This is a genomic window from Enterococcus spodopteracolus (assembly GCF_030441955.1).
GTDB lineage: Bacteria > Bacillota > Bacilli > Lactobacillales > Enterococcaceae > Enterococcus_B > Enterococcus_B spodopteracolus.
Genome location: NZ_JARJHD010000001.1, coordinates 1 through 17,088, shown reverse-complemented (window position 1 = coordinate 17,088; position 17,088 = coordinate 1). Strand labels below are relative to the sequence as shown.

Annotated in this window: 18 protein-coding genes and 1 rRNA gene; 4 read left to right on the top strand and 15 right to left on the bottom strand. The window is 37.0% G+C overall.

Annotated elements, in window-relative coordinates:
- Positions 1-49: 49 nt before the first annotated feature.
- The 7 genes from comGG to comGA are packed head-to-tail and all read right to left on the bottom strand — an operon-like array spanning position 50 to position 3,734.
- Positions 50-403 (bottom strand): competence type IV pilus minor pilin ComGG, encoded by a 354-nt coding sequence (gene comGG, locus P3R27_RS00095; protein WP_034690647.1) that lies wholly within the window; start codon positions 401-403, stop codon positions 50-52.
- Entirely contained in the window at positions 375-800 is a 426-nt protein-coding gene (comGF, locus tag P3R27_RS00090) for a competence type IV pilus minor pilin ComGF (RefSeq protein WP_268745035.1), read from the bottom strand. The genes comGG and comGF overlap by 29 nt, the downstream gene beginning before the upstream one ends.
- Positions 784-1,017 carry a hypothetical protein gene (locus P3R27_RS00085; RefSeq protein ID WP_034690645.1) on the bottom strand — a complete coding sequence of 78 codons (234 nt, stop codon included), beginning with the start codon at positions 1,015-1,017 and terminating at the stop codon, positions 784-786. The genes comGF and P3R27_RS00085 overlap by 17 nt, the downstream gene beginning before the upstream one ends.
- A gap of 58 nt (positions 1,018-1,075) precedes the next feature.
- The gene (gene comGD, locus P3R27_RS00080) at positions 1,076-1,543 is read right to left on the bottom strand and encodes a competence type IV pilus minor pilin ComGD (RefSeq protein ID WP_051536349.1); all 468 of its coding nucleotides are present in this window, start codon (positions 1,541-1,543) and stop codon (positions 1,076-1,078) included.
- Positions 1,524-1,805 carry a competence type IV pilus major pilin ComGC gene (gene comGC / locus P3R27_RS00075; protein ID WP_034690642.1) on the bottom strand — a complete coding sequence of 94 codons (282 nt, stop codon included), beginning with the start codon at positions 1,803-1,805 and terminating at the stop codon, positions 1,524-1,526. Before comGC ends, comGD begins: the two co-directional genes overlap by 20 nt.
- On the bottom strand, positions 1,802-2,851 hold the full coding sequence (gene comGB, locus P3R27_RS00070; protein WP_034690641.1) for a competence type IV pilus assembly protein ComGB: 1,050 nt from the start codon (positions 2,849-2,851) through the stop codon (positions 1,802-1,804). The genes comGC and comGB overlap by 4 nt, the downstream gene beginning before the upstream one ends.
- Complete coding sequence (gene comGA, locus P3R27_RS00065; RefSeq protein WP_034690640.1) at positions 2,808-3,734, bottom strand: competence type IV pilus ATPase ComGA; 927 nt, start codon at positions 3,732-3,734, stop codon at positions 2,808-2,810. Before comGA ends, comGB begins: the two co-directional genes overlap by 44 nt.
- A 130-nt stretch (positions 3,735-3,864) precedes the next feature.
- Here comGA and ade point away from each other — a divergent pair, with 130 nt between their 5' ends.
- On the top strand, positions 3,865-5,604 hold the full coding sequence (gene ade / locus P3R27_RS00060) for an adenine deaminase (RefSeq protein WP_034690638.1): 1,740 nt from the start codon (positions 3,865-3,867) through the stop codon (positions 5,602-5,604).
- 52 nt (positions 5,605-5,656) lie between these two features.
- On the opposite strand, the gene trmB is transcribed toward ade, so the two are convergent.
- The 4 genes from trmB to P3R27_RS00040 all read right to left on the bottom strand — a co-directional run bounded on the left by trmB (position 5,657) and on the right by P3R27_RS00040 (position 9,444).
- Positions 5,657-6,307 carry a tRNA (guanosine(46)-N7)-methyltransferase TrmB gene (gene trmB / locus P3R27_RS00055; protein WP_034690637.1) on the bottom strand — a complete coding sequence of 217 codons (651 nt, stop codon included), beginning with the start codon at positions 6,305-6,307 and terminating at the stop codon, positions 5,657-5,659.
- 114 nt (positions 6,308-6,421) lie between these two features.
- Positions 6,422-7,201: a phosphotransferase family protein gene (locus tag P3R27_RS00050; RefSeq protein ID WP_301356774.1), complete on the bottom strand. Its 780-nt coding sequence runs from the start codon at positions 7,199-7,201 to the stop codon at positions 6,422-6,424.
- A gap of 301 nt (positions 7,202-7,502) precedes the next feature.
- On the bottom strand, positions 7,503-8,714 hold the full coding sequence (locus P3R27_RS00045; protein ID WP_034690631.1) for an ABC transporter permease: 1,212 nt from the start codon (positions 8,712-8,714) through the stop codon (positions 7,503-7,505).
- The gene (locus P3R27_RS00040; protein ID WP_034690628.1) at positions 8,707-9,444 is read right to left on the bottom strand and encodes an ABC transporter ATP-binding protein; all 738 of its coding nucleotides are present in this window, start codon (positions 9,442-9,444) and stop codon (positions 8,707-8,709) included. The genes P3R27_RS00045 and P3R27_RS00040 overlap by 8 nt, the downstream gene beginning before the upstream one ends.
- 135 nt (positions 9,445-9,579) lie before the next feature.
- Here P3R27_RS00040 and P3R27_RS00035 point away from each other — a divergent pair, with 135 nt between their 5' ends.
- From P3R27_RS00035 to P3R27_RS00025, 3 genes are all read left to right on the top strand, one after another.
- Positions 9,580-10,014: an HIT family protein gene (locus P3R27_RS00035; protein ID WP_010734190.1), complete on the top strand. Its 435-nt coding sequence runs from the start codon at positions 9,580-9,582 to the stop codon at positions 10,012-10,014.
- The gene (locus P3R27_RS00030) at positions 10,007-10,354 is read left to right on the top strand and encodes a YtxH domain-containing protein (RefSeq protein WP_034690625.1); all 348 of its coding nucleotides are present in this window, start codon (positions 10,007-10,009) and stop codon (positions 10,352-10,354) included. Before P3R27_RS00035 ends, P3R27_RS00030 begins: the two co-directional genes overlap by 8 nt.
- Positions 10,355-10,535: 181 nt before the next feature.
- Positions 10,536-11,549, top strand: a complete 1,014-nt coding sequence (locus P3R27_RS00025; RefSeq protein WP_301356772.1) for a peptidylprolyl isomerase — start codon at positions 10,536-10,538, stop codon at positions 11,547-11,549.
- A gap of 343 nt (positions 11,550-11,892) precedes the next feature.
- Here the strand turns inward: P3R27_RS00025 and P3R27_RS00020 are convergent, their stop codons facing one another.
- From P3R27_RS00020 to rrf, 4 genes are all read right to left on the bottom strand, one after another.
- Entirely contained in the window at positions 11,893-12,837 is a 945-nt protein-coding gene (locus P3R27_RS00020; RefSeq protein ID WP_034690621.1) for a 3'-5' exoribonuclease YhaM family protein, read from the bottom strand.
- Positions 12,821-15,544: an ATP-binding protein gene (locus P3R27_RS00015; protein WP_034690618.1), complete on the bottom strand. Its 2,724-nt coding sequence runs from the start codon at positions 15,542-15,544 to the stop codon at positions 12,821-12,823. The genes P3R27_RS00020 and P3R27_RS00015 overlap by 17 nt, the downstream gene beginning before the upstream one ends.
- Positions 15,541-16,755, bottom strand: a complete 1,215-nt coding sequence (locus P3R27_RS00010; RefSeq protein ID WP_126134361.1) for a metallophosphoesterase family protein — start codon at positions 16,753-16,755, stop codon at positions 15,541-15,543. The genes P3R27_RS00015 and P3R27_RS00010 overlap by 4 nt, the downstream gene beginning before the upstream one ends.
- 206 nt (positions 16,756-16,961) lie before the next feature.
- Positions 16,962-17,077, bottom strand: a 5S ribosomal RNA gene (gene rrf, locus P3R27_RS00005).
- Between the last annotated feature and the right edge of the window lie 11 nt (positions 17,078-17,088).

Here is a 17,088-nt window from a genome sequence, read left to right as displayed (position 1 = left end):
TTCAAAACAGCTGTATTACAGAAAAGAACGGTTATTGCTTTGGAACCTCTTAATCTGTATTATTATCTGTATCAATGACTCGCTCTTTAAATTCAAATCGGAAAGGTGAAACAGTTATTACTAGCTCCACTAGGTCCTGTTTGACTGTATACTGGACCGTGCCTACATTGTAATCATACTCCCCTTTGTCTTGCTCTTCCAACTGATTGGATTCCATCATAAACATTTGCTTGATGATCTTTGCTTGGTAATATTTTTTGATGCGTAAATAACTGTCTATTTTTAGACGATAACTTTCAAGTAATCCTTGCATGAAGAATATACTCAATAGAAAAAGAGCCAAGGTCGAAAACAACACATTTCCTTTTACCCGCTTATGTTTTTTTCTTTGTCCAAATACCATAATTGTTGTCTCCATTCATAAATTCAACATGCAGTAAAATCACTTGATTTTCTTCTTTGAATTGGACACCCTTAACACCTGTCAGCATAGGCTGATGGCCACCAGCAGTTCCACGTTTTCTGATCATTTGCTGATAACCTTCTATGACGAACGTTTTCTCGTTTTCATAATATAACCGATTCTCAATGATCGAAATACGTTTACTTGAAGCAAGTTCGTTTTCGAATTGAGCTAAGAAAATCAACCATTCTGTTTGTTCGTCTTTTTGAAAAAATGTATTCAACTTTTCGCTTTGTCGAATAAAGAGACCAAATGATAAAAGAATCGTATTTAGAATAAGTAATGCAATCAGACATTCAATCATTGTAAAAGCAAATACTTTATTTCTTCCGTTCAATGGCGATCACTTCATTTCCATCACTGATTGAAACTTTTCTTATTCTCTGGCTTTGCATATCGATTACTGTAGTTCCCTGCTCCCACTCTGTTGGTCTTGTCGGCAACTCTCCATACCTACGATAGTTTCTCACGTCTTCATACAATGTCCTCAATAGAAGAATTTCTCGGTCTTTGGTTTGTTCTTGTTGGACCAAGAACAAATTACCAGAACTCATAATATAAATACTCATGGCTGTGATCATTAGCGCGGTTAATGATTCCAGGAGTACAAAGCTAGCTAGATTGGATTCTTTTAATATAACGACCACCTCCTAGTTGGAATTGGTAAATGATTCTTTGTTTCTTCTCTGTCCAATAAAATTCATACGCCTTCAACGAGCTTTCGTTCCCTGTCTTCGCAGCATAAGTAATCGGTGCATGACGTTGGATGGTCAAAGCTTCAGGGATCGGCAACACTTGCCACTCCATTGATGAGTAAGGAGGCACCTCAAATAAAAGACTATGGCGCTTTGGATCATAATAAAAACGAGTAGCTTGTTGATGGATAATAGCACTTTGTTGTACGAGATCGATCCTTTTTTCTAGCTGACCAAAAAAACGATGGATCGATTGTTCTTTTTCTAAAGAATGGAATGAGAGGACAGGAAAGATAAAGAAAGCAAGGGAGACAATCAAGACAATGATCGTTTCTGCTAAAGTGTAAGCTTCGGTGAGGTATTTATTAGTTCTTGCGATACACATCGGCATGTTCCTGTTTGATGTATCCTTCTCGTAACAGCTCATCAATACTTGGAATCTTTCCCTCATTTTGTAATGCGTAAAGTTCACTTTGGGCATCAATCAGTTGCATAACTGCTTCACGACCTTCCTTATTGACATGATTACGATAACGAGAAATATTTGGGATAAATAGTAAAACTAACGCACTAATGACGAGTAAGACGATCAACATTTCAATCAGTGTAAAACCTTTTAGACGAGCCATTCTTTTTCTATTCTTCATATTAGAACCTCCTCGATATTTCCATATACCGGCAACAAGATAGCCGCATAAATCAGTAAAATCAATGCAGCAATCCCTAAGAAAAGGACTGGTTGGACCCAATGCAACCAACGATGGATCTTTTGAAAAAATTCTTTACGTGTCAAATCACTGTAAAACAATAATTCTTTGCCTAAATTTCCTTTGGCTTCTCCTTGTAGTACGATTTGACTAAATTCGGTCGTCAAAAAATGGTATTGCTCAAATTGTTGTGCTAAAGGAATACCTAGTTCGAGTCCTTCCATTAATTGATACGCTAAAGACTGAACCAAACTTCCTTCTTTAGTTTCTTTCAAACAGCGAATAATTTGTTTCAAGTCGAGGCCTTCATAAAATAGTTTGCCTATTTCTAGTGCTAGATAAGCTGATTGATAGGAACGATAGATCTTTCCTATCATCCATTGCTTACTGATCCACTCACTTCTCTTGACAACTTCCCACTTTTTCAAGCGAAAAAAAATCACTGAACCACAAAAAATACTACTACCAACGGTACCTAAGAATAACCAATGACTTGATTGAAGCAATCGAATCCCCCAATGTGTCGTGGTGACCATGTCGTTCTGAAGGAATTGTGGCAAGACGAACTCACGTAGACTAACTAAAATGCCGACTAAAAAGACCAACAATACCAGTGGATAGCTCATGACCTTTTTTAATTCTTTTCGAAATTGTTCAATCAATTGAAGTTGTTCAGCGATGCCCTTTAAAGTTTCGACTAAATTTCCATGGACTTCGGCCAGTTCCACCTGTACGAGTTGCTCTTGCTTAAATCCCAATTGCTGAAGGACAAAATGAAAAGATTCGCCAGCTTGAAGATTTCTTTTAGCAAAATGGACATGGACTTGTGGTATCAGTTGCAGTAATTCCAATAAATCAATTGCTTGCTGTAAACTAAAGCCATTCAAGAGTAACTCACCGATCGTTTGGATAAAAAGAGTTTGTTGTTTGTGATCCATCTTTTTAAAATGGATAGGATTGCCAAACATTTTTTTGTGCCTCTTCATAGCTAGCTCTCCATTCTTTGCTTTCGATTTCATTGTCAGAAAAACAATAAGACCACAATGCCGTCGGTTGTTCATTAAAATCAGGCAACAACTCTTGATAGATAACGCCGGACAAACATTCGTCAAATCCATCGTTTCTCGTTAGTTCTTTCATCCTTGCCACAGTACCCTTGAGATCTCGTGCATGGACTGTAGCAAATACACGATGGCCCGTCAACGCTGCCCGAATCGCTGCATCTGCTGTCTTTTTATCTCTGATTTCACCGACAATCAATAAATCAGGCCGATGACGTAAGGCTAGTTTTAATAGCTGATCATAAGTCTGATCGATTTTTTCATTGACTTGTAACTGTAAAAACAATGGCTCTTCAATTTCTACTGGGTCCTCGATCGTAATTACTTGTTCCTCATTCCTACGAGCAAGATGATACATCAATGACGTTTTACCAGAACCGACCGGTCCACTAAACAAAAATAATCCACGGTTGTTCGTACTCCGCTCAATAATTTGCAAGTCTTTGGGAACAAAACAGCGCAAACTTTTTTCGCTCAACGCATAGAGTATCCGGATGACCAAGCTCTCTCTTTGTAAATAATCACCTACTGACGAGAGTCTTAGTCTTATCTTTCGTTGGTCCACTAAATAAGTCAGTGAGCCTAGTTGTGTTTTTCTTCTTTCACCGATATCCATTTGTCCCAGGTACTTAAAACTAGCGATCAATTGTTGTCCAATCTCAAGGGAGATCGATTTTTGGAATGTTCGTCTTTTACCTGTACGAAAATAAACCTTAAAATCTTCTACATATGGCAAAATATAGATATCTTGCACTTTATTTTTAGCTCCTCCATAAATGATCTCATTTGCTAAATCTTTTATCTTCATTTCTTCGCCCTCCAAGAAAATATACGTCTTTTTAAGATGAATCGTTTATTTTTACAAAATTTAATGAAAATCATAGGTTAAATCCGAATTTATGTTATACTAGTAAAAATTTATTTGGGGAGGTTTCAGAGTGGATTCGCACTTAAACAAACACATTGCAGTTGCAGGAAAAAAACAACCCGCTGACTTAGTTATTAAACATGCAAAAATTGTCAACGTCTTTACGAAAACGATCATCGAGGGTGATGTCGCTGTCTGCGATGGAAGGATCGTAGGTATTGGGAAATACGAAGGTACGACCATCTATGATGCAAAAGGACAGTATTTAGTTCCTGGTCTGATCGATGGTCATGTGCATATCGAAAGTTCTCTGTTAGCACCTAAAGAGTTTGCTAAAATCTCTCTATTACATGGTGTGACAACAGTAGTAACTGATCCTCACGAAATCGGTAATGTCGCCGGAAATTTGGGTCTTGAATTTATGCTGGCAGATGCAAGAGAGACACCAATGAATATATTCATCATGCTACCTTCTTGTGTGCCTGTCACACCATTTGAAACAAGTGGCGCTGTCTTAGATGCAAAAGCACTTGCTCCTTTTCTTGAGTATCCTGAAGTACTTGGTCTAGCTGAAGTAATGAACTATCAGGCAGTCGCTTCAAATGAGCAAACGATTGTCGATAAATTACAGCTGATGCATCAAACGAACAAAAAAATCGATGGCCACGCCGCAGGAATCAACGGGGACGACTTAAACGTTTATTTAACTGCTGGCATTCGGACAGACCACGAAGCAACGACCGCCCAAGAAGCGGAGGAGCGTTTATCGCTAGGAATGTATTTGATGGTTCGAGAAGGAACCGTAGCAAAAGATCTACAGGCACTCTTACCTGCTATCACACCAGACAATTCACGTCGCTGTTTATTCGTGACTGATGACAAATTGATCAATGATCTTGTAACAGAAGGTTCCATCGATCATATTGTCCGTGAAGCGATCTTGGCGGGCATGGACCCACTACAAGCCATCCAAATGGCTTCATTGAATGCGGCAGAATGTTTTGGTTTACAACATTTAGGAGCAGTTGCGCCAGGCTATCAGGCAGACTTTTTCTTAACTGATGACTTAAAAAAGTTGCCGATCAATACCGTGTTCCATCAAGGAGAAACGGTTGTGATAGATGGACAGTTGGTCCCTGAAGTTATAAAATTAAAAATTCAGCCAGCGATTGATGCATTACCAAAAATGACAGTTGCACCATTTGATCCAAACTCATTGAAATTGGCTTTAGATTCAACAACCGCTCATGTCATCGAGATCATTCCAAATAGTTTGTTGACCAACGATTTATTGGAGCAAGTTCAAGTCGATAATGGTTCTTTCACTCCTTCAGTGGCAGATGATCAACTAAAGATTGCTGTCATCGAACGACATCATGCTACAGGGAATATTGGTCTAGGAATTGTCAAAGGATTCCAACTAAAAAAGGGAGCCTTAGCTACTACTGTGGCTCACGATTCACATAATATCGTCGTTGTAGGAACCAATGATGAAGATATGTGCTACGCTGCTGAACAATTAGTCAAAAAAGGCGGCGGGATGATTGTTGTAGATCAACAAACTGAATTAGCTTGTTTACCATTACCTATTGGCGGTTTGATGTCACTCGAACCTTATGAAACAGTTAATCAGCAATTACTGAACTTGACTGACCAAGCGCATCATTTAGGCGCAAGTGAAGCATTCGATCCATTCTTGACACTTTCATTTTTAACGTTATCAGTTATTCCTGAATTGAAAATCACTGATATGGGGCTGTTCTCTTTTTCAAAATTTGACTTGATTCCCGTCTGTGGTCAACAAGACTAAAAAAATAAAAAAGAAGAGACAAGAACTTACAGTTCCTACTCTCTTCTTTTTTCTATTCGGTTTTATCCACAAACTGTGCTTCTACACGATAGATCCGTTGTCCTCGAGAAGAAAACTTCTCTTCATATTCTGTCATGATATTGTCGTCAAAGTCACTTTGATGTAGATCAAGCCAGACTTTTTTTAGTCGCATGCCGTATTGTGAAAAACTAGCCAACGAATATTCAAATAATCCTTGATTATCTGTTTTGAAATGAATTTCACCATTTGGTTTTAAGATCTCTTCATCGACAGCTAAAAATGTATGATACGTCAAGCGCCGTTTTTCATGTCTCTTTTTAGGCCATGGATCTGAAAAATTCAAATAAATCTGATCGATCTCATTCTCTGAAAAGTACTCAGTCAAAGCGGAACCGTCCACGTGCAATAATCTTAAATTAGGTAACGGTTCCTCCAATACTTTATCTAAAGCAATAGACACGACACTTACTTGCATTTCGATCCCGATATAATTGATTTCTGGATGAGCTTTGGCCATCCCAGTAATAAACTGTCCTTTTCCCATGCCGATCTCAATATGGATTGGTTGGTCATTGCCAAATAATTCTTTCCATTTTCTACGCCATTTTGTTGGCTCACTGATGACGATCTCTGGATGAGCAGCTAGCATTTCTGCTGCATTTGGTCGGTTGCGAACACGCATCTTTTTCTTCCTCTCTGTTCCTACAAAAGATTGTTCCTTGTATTTCACTGAATTTATTGTAAACCGCTATTGGTATTACCCCTAAAAATAAAAAAATCAACTGAATATCCGAGCTTAACCACTAAAAATTCGTTTGAGTTGTAAAATCTCTTCATTCATTCGTCGATAATCTTCACGTTTGCAGTAGCGTGTGATTTCTTGTAATAGGTTCATCACCGCATACCAATGTAATTTTTCTAAAATTTCATCTGTTGGTCGGATACCATAGCTGATCAACCACTGATTCCAACTAGACAATGGTACGTAATTTCCTAAAATAGTCGCAATATCTACCGCTGGATCAGCGAACATGATTGAATCCCAATCAACTAAATATAAATAATTTTTACAGACTAACCAATTCCGATGATTGACATCGCCATGCACGACCGCTAGTTTTTCCTTTTCCACCGAAGGAATTTGTTGGCACAAATAGCGATAAACGAGTTGTAAAAATTGGTTGTTTTTTAAGCTGTCAGGCAAATCTTGTTCATAATATTGCAGCATTTTATGGGGTATCAATATCCTACCACCAATTCGAGAAAGCATGGTTTTTAAAGACGTTGAATGATGTAGATGATAGAGTACATCAATGACATCATTTCTTTGACCAATCTCACTAGGCGTCAACAAGCGGCCTTCCAGCCATTCTTGTGCGGTCAAGGTATCGCCATCTCCTGTTCGCTTAGTCCACACTAATTTAGGCGTAATGCCTTCACGAGAGAGTGCAGCGAGCATTGGCGTTGTATTCCTCTTGATAAAAACTTTGTCTTTATCACGCATGCCTATGTATGTTTTTCCTGTGTCACCTTTGATGGGGCGTAATCGCCACTCTTGGTCTAACTGAAACTCCATCGCGCATTCTCCCGTCCTCTACTATATGTTTGCAGTATCTATTATTCTAGTCGCCCAAGTCTTGAACGTCAAGCACATATACGTTCTTTTTCTATGTTTTGCCTTCTAAAAAACCAACTTTTATCAAAATAAAAAAAGTCCCTAGTGATTTCTTCCTATTCATAAGGTTTAGTACATCCTTTTTCGACCATGGAAAAGAATAGGAAAGTTCGAAAAAACATAAAGTAATTTCGGACTTCCCCACAATTCTTGTGATCTATTCTCGTAAAATAATAAAATTTTTCTGCTTGATTTCTCAATGCTACTCCGCAATCTTCTTGATCCGCGATGGCACGTACCATTTGATCAAGAGTCCGTTGACAACAAGATAGACCAAGATAGGTAGCCATCTCTCATTTCCATCAAGAACAACAGCAGCGATTCCCCCAAATAAAACAGCAACAAAAGTCAATAACCATGTTAAAAGACGTTGGAGTGCTTCACTTTTTTGACTCTCTGGGATAGGATACAATTGGACCAAGATCATATAGCGAAACTGACTATATAAAGGTAATAACTGAAAGCCGATCAAATATAGAAATAATGAGCCAATACCTAAAGTAAAATATAAATCGTTGATTCCGGCGATAATGATCGAGCCAATCACTGTCAAACGTACGTACAAGCCAATAAAGTCTGATCCTCTAGCAAAACGACGAACAAATAAATAAAGATACGTATTTTTCGTTTCTTTCTTGATTCCTTGTAACATCGGATCAAGATAACGGCGCCTTCTGACTTTTGCGGTGATCTCTGGCACATCTGTAAACAAATTAATGAACTGATAGATTTGGTGCAACCGTTGTTTTTCTAATTGGATCATTTTTTCCCATTCTAAATGAACAGATAGATTTCTCCATAAGAACCAATAATAGCTTCCAGCTTGAACAGATGAAAGAATCAAGCCCAACCAAATACTCCCATAAAAAGAAAGAAGTAAGATACCAAATGACGAGAACCACCAACCATATTTAAACAGGTTTTTACGTGTTTCTTCCATACGATAAAAATCTGCTCGCTTCACTTGTAAATGACTAGACTTCAAACTCCATAGTATAAGTAGATAAACAAAAAACAGCGAAAATGGTTGTTGCGTTGAAACCACAACTAACGGCATCGCAAATCCACACACTAATCCTAGAAAAATCATAGGAAAAATACAAGAATAACGAAAAGCTCGTTGTAAATAGCCTTTCATTTCTTTTTCTTTCGGTAAAAGAAAAACTAAATCTGCCGGCTCCGCAAAAGTCGCGATTTTCCCGACAATCAAGCAAACCATCCAAATCAATGAGACGATAATACCTCCCATCGAAAAAGGAGCCTCGAGTGTTTTTAGCCAGTTAGAATAATAGAGGCCTAGACCTCCAATCAGAAATAAACAGACTAATACAAAATGGTCGTTGAATACATAGCGTAAATATTTCATCATTTTTTTATGATGTTTTGCTAGTCTTTTTTGAAAAAAATCATTCATAACCTTGCTCCTTCGTCAATGCGATGTAGATTTCATCTAGGGATGTATCCGGCATTCTAAAAGCAGTTTGCAACTCTTCTAACGTGCCATCTGCTCTGATTTCTCCTTCATGAAGAACAACAAAACGGTCACAATATTTTTCAGCAGTAGCTAAAATATGCGTAGACATCAAAATACCCGATCCTTCATTTTTCATCTCGACCATTAATTCCAACAAGGCATTGATTGCCAACGGATCTAGCCCTAGAAAAGGTTCGTCAATGATATACAAAGATGGTTCAATCAAAAAAGCACACAAAATCATGACTTTTTGTTTCATCCCTTTTGAAAAATTCGCTGGAAACCACTCTAACCGATTGGACAATCGAAACGTGTGTAACAACTTTTCTGCCCGTTTCATCGCGATATCCATTGGAATGTTATAAGCCATCGCCGTTACTTCAATGTGTTCTTTTAAAGTAAGTTCTTCATACAATGAAGGTGTTTCTGGAATATAACCAATTTGTTTACGATAATTTTCTACATCCTTTTTAAGGGATAATTGATTGATCTCGATTTTGCCTTTCGTTGGTTCAAGCAATCCGATAATATGTTTGATCGTTGTACTTTTTCCTGCTCCATTCAAACCAATCAACCCAACCATTTCTCCAGGCTGAACGTTAAAACTGATATCTTTCAAAACAGGTAAATGACCATAGCCACCTGTAACATGTTCGATTTTTAAACTCATATTTCTTCCTCCGCTATTATATTGTCTTCATTATACCACGAAGCAAATCACGTCCAATTATTTTTTACGTGCATTCTCATGAACTTATGTTAAAGTTGAGGTAACGAAACTTGAATAGAAGAAAGGTGTTTTTATATGGACAATTGTATTTTTTGTAAAATCATCAATCAAGAGATCCCTAGCTATAAAATCTATGAAGACGAGAAAATCTATGCGTTCTTAGATATCTCTCAATCAACTAAAGGACACACATTGATCATTCCTAAAGAACACGTAACTGATATCTTTGATTACAACGAAGAATTAGCCAGTGATGTCTTTGCCCGTATCCCAAAAATCGCTCGTTCCATCGAAAAAGCATTCCCGGAAATGGAAGGTTTAAATATAATCAATAATAATCGAGAACTAGCCTATCAAACCGTATTTCATTCCCATATCCATTTAATTCCGCGTTATAGTAAACAAGATGACTTCTCCATTCACTTTGGAAACCATCAAGCAGATTATACAACGGAAGAAATGACTGCTATCCAAGAAAAAATCAAAGAGCAGGTGACGATTCATGGTTAAAAATTTTCTAAAAGGATTAGTATTCGGTGCTGTTACCGGTGCAGCAGCAGGATTATTATTTGCACCACGTAGTGGAAATGAGACCAGAGAGAAATTGATTGCAGAATTAGATGAAGCAACTGAATTAACCAACGAATTAAATAACAGTTTAAACAATTTTAAACAAGCGTTATCTGAAACAAAAAGAACAGCTGAAACTGTTATCCCATCTTTTCAAGAATCAATCGAAAAAGACCTTGAAAATTTCAAATTTCAAGCAGAACCACGAGTTACACAAATCCAAGAACAAGTAGAAAAACTTTCGGCACATTTTCCTGAAAGCTTGACAGACGTGCAATAATGATCAAAAATTAAGCACTTTTGATAACTATATGTCTTTTTCATGTACCTAGATGTATGGAATGTGACAAAAATTTGAATTTTGTTTGAAACTATCAGTCAGAACGTTTTTATTCGCTAATGGATATGGTATAGTAATATATGTGAAAACCAATAATAAATTACAGGAGTGCAAAACTTAAATGAAAAAGAAAAAAATAATTTTAGCTGCGACAAGTGCGTTAGCTATTCTAACACTAGCAGCTTGTTCTGGTGGCGGGGATACAAACAAGGATATCGTAACCATGAAAGGCGGCACAATCACCGTCGCTGATTTTTATGAAAAAGCAAAATCTGAATCCGCTAACCAACAATTACTTCAACAAATGGTGATCTATGATGTATTCAATAGCAAATACAATGATAAAGTTTCAGATAAAGAAGTAGATGCTGAATATAATAAAACAAAAGAATCTTATGGTGACAGCTTCGAAACACAATTAGAATCTGCTAGATTTACAGAAGAAAGCTATAAAGAATTCCTTCGTAATAATCTTGTCTTTAAAGCTGGGATCGAATCTCATGTGAAATTGACAGATGAAGACTTGAAGAAAACGTGGGAAACATTCCATCCAGAAGTAGAAGCACAAATCATCAAAGTTGCTAGTGAAGACGAAGCAAAAGAAGTTAAGAAATCAGCTGATGACGGTAAAGATTTCGAAGAACTAGCAAAAGAAAAATCAACAGATACAACTAAAGACGATGGTGGTAATATCAAGTTTGACTCAGAAACACAAACTGTTCCATCTGAAGTAAAAGAAGCTGCTTTCAAACTTAAAGACGGTGAGATCTCAGATGTGATCACTGCAACAAATCCTTCTACTTACGCAACAGAATACTATGTCGTTAAAATGGTGAAAAACCAAGATAAAGGAAACGACATGGATAAATTCAAAGATCAATTAGAAGAAATTGCGACTCAAGCAAAAGTAAATGACAGCGAATTTACAACAAAAGTAATCGGTGAAGAACTAAAAGAAGCGAATGTAAAAATCAAAGATGACGCATTCCAAAACATCTTGACACCATTTACTTCAGCTACAACAAGCACATCTTCAACTGAAGACTCAGAAACAAAGAGTTCTGAAACAAAATCAACTGATTCTACTGAAGCATCTGAAACAGAGCAAAGCACGACTGAATCAACAAACGAATAAACACTAGACGCTTCTAGACATTAAAAATAAATACTAGAAAAAGTATTTAAAAAGTGGTTTAGGAAGAGAAAATTCTTCCTAAACCACTTTTTTGAAAACGATAATTTCTCATTATCCATCTCTGCTAACGGAAAGTAAAACATTCTTTGGTTTCATAAAAAAATGTTTAGGGACATAGTTCTCTTCGGAAATAAGACAACATCCACAAAAGTTTGAAAAACAACTTTCATGGATGTTGTCTTATTTATCGAGGCTAAATACTTTCGTCTTGACCTCTTTAAAACTAGTGAGATGATATCAATACATTATTACGTATCTTTCAATACCTACCCAACAATTACCATCATTTCTGTTTTGGTACATAAAAACTACGATTATCTAAACCAAATATTCGATCTGTATATTTCCCTGGCTCTGTTTGACGAATCGCAGTAGTCATCATTTGCATTGAAGCATCGATCGTGTCAATTTGATGTAATACTTCAGCTTCCATGATTCGAGGACGAACAGGCGAACCATATTCTAACAATCCATGATGTGATAGAACCATATGGCGTAAGATCAGCACATCTTCTTCTTCCTCACTGATTTTCAACGCTAAACAAGCTTTTGTTATTTCTTCATCAATTAAAACTAAATGCCCTACTAAATTACCTGCTAATGTGTATTCTGTTGCCATTGAGCCGGACAACTCGATTACTTTCCCTAAATCATGTAAGATAATCCCCGCATAAAGTAGCGGACGATTCAATTCAGGGTATTCATCAGCAATCGCTTTACCTAAGTGTAACATCGACACTGTATGATAAGCCAATCCACTAGCAAATGCGTGATGATTTCGTTTTGCTGCTGGATATTCAAAAAATTGTTTTTGGTATTTATTGAGTAAATAACGCACGATGCGATTCCAATGTGCATTTGTGATCTCAAATAGCAGTTGGTTGATTTCTTCTTCCATTTCTTCTTTTCTCAATGGTGCTCTTTCCATGTACAAACTTGGATCACTCGGTTCCTCAACTTTTGTTAAACGCATATGCAAAATTTTAACTTGAGGATTTCCTTGATAGACCTCGCGTTTACCATTTAAAAAAACAACTGTTCCCGGTGTAAATTTTTTGATCTCGTCCTCTGATGCATCCCAATATTTGCCATCAATTGTTCCTGATGTATCTTGAAATGTAAAAGCGATAAATTTCTTACCATTCTTAGCGATTCTTACATCTGCATTTTTGATCAAAACGAATTGTTCGAATTGTTCATCAACGACTAATTCACGTATTTTTTTCACTATTCGCACCTTCTAACTTTCTCACAGATTGTTCTAGCTCATGATAATAGCTTACCATTTCTTGATCAGAAGACAAGCAGATTACTTGATAGGTTTTGCTAAATTCAGCTAGTAGTTTAGCTAAACGGTATTTTCTCTTATGGTCGTAGTGTAGCCAGCCATCATCAATGATCACTGGACAGATCGACCGTTTCGCTTCCAAAGCAAGATATGCAAAACGCATCGCCATAATCATCTGATCCTTTGTCCCTGTCGATAGTTCATAAATTGGAAACTCATCTGTACCATTTGTTAATGTCAATGTATCGTTTTTCAATTGTATTTCTTGGTACTGTCGATCAGTTAGGATACTTAGATAGTCTCCAGCTAATTTGAGTAACTGTGGTAATTGCCGTTCACTTAATTCTGTCGAAAGATCACCTAAAAATGTCCCAGCAATCACTAAGCCTCCCCACTCTTCAAATAAAGTTTGTAGTTGTGCTTTTTGTAGACTTTCCTGTTGATATAATTCATCTAATGTCCCGTCTTGTTGTAATCCCTCAATTTGCAACTGCAAACGTTGACGTTGCTCACTCTTCCTACCTTCTTCCCTCTTTAGTTCTTGCAATCGTTCGGATTCACGAGCAATCTGAGTCTGCAACTGACTATAAGTAATGACAGTTTTAAAAATTGGAGAAAGAATATTCGCCAATTCTTCAAAACGCGCTTGTTGTTGCTTTGTTTGCTTCGCCTTTTGTAGAAAAATCGGTACTTCTGATGGGTAAGAAAGTTCTGCTCTAGCAAATTGTTCCTTGTATTCTTCTAACCACATTTTTTGTTTCTTTTTCAATGCATTGATTTCTTGTTTCAATAAAGTATTCTGTTGATAACTTCTAGCATATTTCATTTGTTCCATCTCTTGGATGAACGTGGTTAATAGAGCCATTTTTTCCGAGAGAGATTTATGTTGGAGCGGTAGCCATTCTTTTGCTAGGTCAAGTTCCCCGTCTATCTGTAAGAGTTGTTCCTGTATCTCTCGTTCTCGTTGTTGCTTTTTTTGGAAAACAGCATAAAGCTTTTGATAATCTGTTACTTCTTGGCCCTCATTTTTCATCGTTTCAAGCGTGTTCATTATTCCTAATGAGTGATGATAGGCAAAATCAGCTACTGATTGTTCCAATTTTTGTTGCTTTCGTTTATTCTCATTGATTGTTTGAGTAATCTCTTCTGATTGTGCCAATACAATATCCAGTTGCCCTAGTTTCTCTTGCCATTTTCCTTTGATTTCTGGCAAATTTTGGTCTATTGTGTTCTTAGATTTTCTACGAGTAAACGTATAGCCAACCACTCCCAAAGCAAGCAATGGCCCCAATATTTTTCCAGGCATAGGTAAGATTAAACCAATCACAGCTAACACTAACGCACTAACGTAAAATTTGAAAAAGGATTGTTTTTCTGGAACATCTTGGATCGGTCTTGTTTGGATCAGCGTTGGGTGAGCTAGTTCTAATTCATTGATCTCTGCTTCTAGTGTTCGTTGCTGTTCCTTCACAATATCAAAACGAATCGCTAACTGACTGTGTTCATCATTCAATTGTTGCGCCATCGTATACAAAGAACGCCACTCTGGATCATCAATAAATTCCTGTGGTCGTTGCAATCGATCCCAGCGCCAACGTTGTTCCAAGATTTTCAATTCAGACGCTGTTTCCCTTGTCTCTACTTGCAGTCTTTGCCATTCATCCATTAATTGCTCCGTTGAAAATTGCTTTTGCTGTAGTGCTTTCAACTCTTGTTCTTGTTCTAAATAAAAATAATAACGTGCAGAGTGCTGATCCATCCCACTATGTCGCTCTAACGAAGCCTCAAGTTCTTCCAGACGTTCGTTCATTTGTTGATAACGTTTGGTAAATACTTCTAAATCTTGTATTAGTGATTCATTCGGTACTTCAGCTAGCATATTTTTTTTCAGTGATTGCCACTCTTCATATAAAGAGAAATTCAATTCTTGTTGATGATACAGCGTAAGTTTTTGATTGATTTGTTCGATATCATGCAATAAGAGCTGTTGTTGTTCTGCTAGTCGTTGTTCCTCCATGATCCATTCACTATAGATCGCCTCTTGCTCTTGCTTTTGATGAATCTTTTCTTGTAGTTGTTTCCATTCATTTAGTCGCTGATTAATCACTAATTTTTGACCTTTTCTTTTAAACAACTTATCAGCTGATTGATAATATTCTTGTCTTTTTTGAAAGACATGAGAACTTCCAGTGATTCCTAATGAAATCAACGCATCATGTAATTCTTTTTCTGTTAAATGAGCAAGTTCACTCAGTTGTTCTTGTTGAAATGTAAAAACTTGCTGGAATAACTCTTTCGTCAAAGGTGAAAGTAGTTTTTCTAAGAGTTCATCACTTCCACTTTGGCCATTACATGTGACCTTCGATTTGCCTCTATTTTGTTGTTTATATCTCTCAACATAAATTTCTCCATGTACAGGATGATTCAGCCATAATTTTCCACCGTATGCAGAACCGTCTCTCGGTGTGTAATCTTTCTTTTTCTTCCCTTTTGATGGAAAACCAAAAAGGATTGCTTGAATAAATTGATAAATCGTTGACTTTCCCGCTTCATTTTCACCGTAAATCAACTGATTCCCAGAGGTAAAATCAAAGGTTTCCTGTCGCCACTTTCCAAAAGCTGCTATTTCGATTTTTAAAATATTCATTCAGTACCCTCCTCAAACAAAAAGTCTTGCCGAATGATTTCTTGGGCCTTTTTTATCGTAGATTCTTGAAAATCCGGTAACAGATCCAACACTTTGATTGCCTCTTGATTTGTGTAGGCTTCTTGTAATATATGCTGAAAATCTTCTTTTGTTTGGTAATTTTCGAATAGTTGTTCAAACATCAATGTTGAAGCAGACAAAGAAATTTTTACCTTGTTATCTCTTTCTAAAGTAGAGATACGCCAAATAACTAAATTCGAAAATTCCCTGTTTGTTTCTTCCTTCAAATAATCTAATAATTCTCCAGAATAAATACGATCCAATACTTCCTGATCTAAGTGTTCATAATCAATGATCTCAAATTCAACGAGTGTCATCTTATTGGGTTCAACTAATTCTTGTTGAATTTTCTTCAATACATCCGTCGTTTGTTTCACTTCTCTGAGAGAAATTTGCTGACGTTTCCAATAAACTTCTGCAACTTTTATAGGTGTTGTTCGACAAGATGCTCCTTGAAGTTCAACTAAAACGATTGAAGTCGCGGACTCTTCTTTTTTTGTATGTCCTTGTGGTGCACCAGGATAAAGAATGGTTCCTTTTTCATTTAATTTAGTTGGAACATGGATATGGCCTAATGCCCAGTAGTCATAGCCTTTTGCTTCCATTTGATTTGCTTGAAATGGTGCATAATTCCCATGAGTTGACCCAATTTCACCATGATAGAGTCCAATATGGTAGTCGACAGCAAAACGTTGGGGAAATTCAGGCACTTTTTCCTCAGTGATCCATTGTTTTATGTAACTAAAACCACTGAGTGCAATCGTTTCGCCAGCATCCGTCGTCATTTGCAGTGTCTCTACAGTTTCCGAAGTAAACAAAGAAAGATTCTCGGGAAATTCAAACCAATATCTCTCTTTTTGATAAAAATCATGATTACCAAATGTTAAAAAAACTGAGATATTGTGTTCTCCTAAGCGCTTGATTTGTTCCGAAAAATGTTTTTGGATCTTTAGCGAAGGACGATTCTGGTGGAAGCTATCCCCTACCAGTAAAACAAAATCAACCTGATGTTTGATTGCCTGTTCCACAATATTTTCAAGTACGGTCAAATTAGCCCGTAATAATTTCTTTTGAACTTTTCCATCGATTCCCACTAATCCTTCAAATGAACGATCCATATGCAAATCTGCCGCATGAATAAATTTGACCATTAAGCTACTGCCTCCCTATATATAAGATAAATAAAATACGAGTTTGTCTGTGTCGCTTTACTAAAACAGAACGATATCTGTTGGCTTTTTTTGTTTATATATGATTTATCATAACATTTCCATTGCTTTTTTTCAGCAAAAAACCGAAAATTTGTTCGCATCCAGACAAAAAAAACAGCTGAACTTTCGTTCAACTGTTTTCATTTGCGTGGCGGCGTCCTACTCTCACAAGGGGCAACCCCTCACTACAATCGGCGCTAAGAAGCTTAACTTCTGTGTTCGGCATGGTTACAGGTGTATCCTTCTCGCCATCGCCACCACACTTGGTGTTAT

What these genes read in the sequence shown, in the direction of transcription:
- P3R27_RS00010 (WP_126134361.1), bottom strand. Translation starts at nt 16,755, where the DNA reads ATGGTCAAATTTATTCATGCGGCAGATTTGCATATGGATCGTTCATTT.
- trmB (WP_034690637.1), bottom strand. Translation starts at nt 6,307, where the DNA reads ATGCGTGTTCGCAACCGACCAAATGCAGCAGAAATGCTAGCTGCTCAT.
- comGC (WP_034690642.1), bottom strand. Translation starts at nt 1,805, where the DNA reads ATGAAGAATAGAAAAAGAATGGCTCGTCTAAAAGGTTTTACACTGATT.
- P3R27_RS00015 (WP_034690618.1), bottom strand. Translation starts at nt 15,544, where the DNA reads ATGAATATTTTAAAAATCGAAATAGCAGCTTTTGGAAAGTGGCGACAG.
- P3R27_RS00045 (WP_034690631.1), bottom strand. Translation starts at nt 8,714, where the DNA reads ATGAATGATTTTTTTCAAAAAAGACTAGCAAAACATCATAAAAAAATG.
- comGB (WP_034690641.1), bottom strand. Translation starts at nt 2,851, where the DNA reads ATGAAGAGGCACAAAAAAATGTTTGGCAATCCTATCCATTTTAAAAAG.
- P3R27_RS00035 (WP_010734190.1), top strand. Translation starts at nt 9,580, where the DNA reads ATGGACAATTGTATTTTTTGTAAAATCATCAATCAAGAGATCCCTAGC.
- comGD (WP_051536349.1), bottom strand. Translation starts at nt 1,543, where the DNA reads ATGTGTATCGCAAGAACTAATAAATACCTCACCGAAGCTTACACTTTA.
- P3R27_RS00030 (WP_034690625.1), top strand. Translation starts at nt 10,007, where the DNA reads ATGGTTAAAAATTTTCTAAAAGGATTAGTATTCGGTGCTGTTACCGGT.
- P3R27_RS00025 (WP_301356772.1), top strand. Translation starts at nt 10,536, where the DNA reads ATGAAAAAGAAAAAAATAATTTTAGCTGCGACAAGTGCGTTAGCTATT.
- comGA (WP_034690640.1), bottom strand. Translation starts at nt 3,734, where the DNA reads ATGAAGATAAAAGATTTAGCAAATGAGATCATTTATGGAGGAGCTAAA.
- comGG (WP_034690647.1), bottom strand. Translation starts at nt 403, where the DNA reads ATGGTATTTGGACAAAGAAAAAAACATAAGCGGGTAAAAGGAAATGTG.
- P3R27_RS00050 (WP_301356774.1), bottom strand. Translation starts at nt 7,201, where the DNA reads ATGGAGTTTCAGTTAGACCAAGAGTGGCGATTACGCCCCATCAAAGGT.
- P3R27_RS00085 (WP_034690645.1), bottom strand. Translation starts at nt 1,017, where the DNA reads ATGAGTTCTGGTAATTTGTTCTTGGTCCAACAAGAACAAACCAAAGAC.
- P3R27_RS00040 (WP_034690628.1), bottom strand. Translation starts at nt 9,444, where the DNA reads ATGAGTTTAAAAATCGAACATGTTACAGGTGGCTATGGTCATTTACCT.